The following is a 1,479-nucleotide window of genomic DNA, read 5'->3' on the forward strand; positions in this document are numbered from 1 at the left end:
TTCGAGTATATTCTCGGCTAGTCTTTTCGTATAGGTTCGTTTCTTGGCGACAAAATCTAACTCTTCGCTAAAGGGTTTCTGACAATTACCGCACTTAAATTGACGACGATTAACTTGTAGGTACACTGGTTGACCTGAGAGCGGTAAATCTTTGACTAGATGTCGATGATTTTGGTGGAGTTTATCGCTCTCTAACCCACAACGAGGACAGGCTGATTTTTTATTTTTCGATTCGATTCGTCAAACTATACCGATATTTTCTAGGTGTCGATAGCCTTGAATACAGGTTCCTTGTAGGTTCAAAAATTGGTCAAGTATCATAAGTAAAATAATCTCGTTTTTGGCTATAGCGTTTCTGATTCACAAGAGGTACATTCCTGATCCTGAACAGCTTAATCAGCAAAGGTTTAAGTGTGCCGCACAGATGCAAGAACCGCTATATTATATCAAATCTTAACTCAATTGTCTATCTTTTGGTATTAACCTATTTGTGCCTTAAGTCCTTTCCTGTATGAATTTCAGCTACTTTTGAGCGTAGTTGCTCTCATCGAATTTTATTTTAAGTTAATTATTTGCATAACAATTCCCGAAGAGCCGGGCTTTTTTTCCAGGTAGATTAAACAGACCTGATTTGATGAGAATATTCTCTACTTTCCTAACAATTCTATACGCCGTTGATTCGTTAACACCCCAACTATTTCCCAGATGAAAATAGGTGCGATATTCTCGCCAATATTCTAATGTTATTAGTAGTTGGTCTTCCGTACTCAATTTGCTCGATCTGCCAGTCTTTTTTTGCCAAACTTTTTCTGCATTTAGGACTGTTACCATATCCTTAAATGTATCTGGATACACGCCACACAAGCGTTTTAACTCTGTTGGCTTTAAAGTTTTTACTTATTCGTAAGTCATCTTTCAATCTTAACTCTTGGACTATTTTATCCTATTTTGTCTAGACTTATGCAAGAGATCTATTGTAGGGTGCGTTCCCTAATGTGACTCCTACTGCTCCACTAATAGATTTTTGGGGAACGTACCATGCACATTTATTGCAGCTGTGGGTTAAAGTGCGATGCTGCCCCTCCCGCTACAACCCCAGAACCCTCTGCCCTCCTCGGTCTGGGGGCTGTCGTCGCTCTGGGGGCTGGCTTCAAGTGCCGCCCCACCCAAGCAGACAAAAACTAAGCGTTAGTTGAAGGGATTACAACAGGAGAGCCGCAAGGGTCTCTTTTTTGCTATTTAAAAGAGGATTATTTGATATTTGGGTGGTGATTCGGTAGTAGTGATGGCGGCTTAATCCTTTGCTTTGCTGTGCATTGTAGTCATGGATAAAATACCAGGTGGTGATTCGGTAGTAGTGATGGCGGCTTAATCCTTTGCTTTGCTGTGCATTGTAGTCATGGATAAAATACCAAAGGGTTCCCCAACGTGATTCTCCATTTTTTTAGAGAAAGATAGACTCTCTCTCACCAGCCGAGA

At 40.6% G+C, this 1,479-nt stretch carries 1 protein-coding gene and 2 pseudogenes; 1 reads left to right on the forward strand and 2 read right to left on the reverse strand.

Translation table 11 applies throughout. From position 1 onward, the window contains the following. Both O9290_RS04040 and O9290_RS04045 read right to left on the reverse strand, forming a co-directional pair. Nucleotides 1–321 (reverse strand): annotated as a pseudogene (locus O9290_RS04040) (transposase family protein); the annotation flags it as partial. A gap of 270 nt (nt 322–591) precedes the next feature. Next, nucleotides 592–786 (reverse strand): annotated as a pseudogene (locus O9290_RS04045) (helix-turn-helix domain-containing protein); the annotation flags it as partial. 252 nt (nt 787–1,038) lie between these two features. Here O9290_RS04045 and O9290_RS04050 point away from each other — a divergent pair. After that, a complete protein-coding gene (locus tag O9290_RS04050) occupies nt 1,039–1,185 on the forward strand; it encodes a PEP-CTERM sorting domain-containing protein (RefSeq protein ID WP_288057509.1) in 147 nt (48 codons plus the stop codon). Nucleotides 1,186–1,479 lie beyond the last annotated feature (294 nt).

The sequence above is a fragment of the Microcystis sp. LE19-41.2A genome (assembly GCF_027530405.1).
GTDB classification, from domain to species: Bacteria; Cyanobacteriota; Cyanobacteriia; order Cyanobacteriales; family Microcystaceae; genus Microcystis; species Microcystis aeruginosa.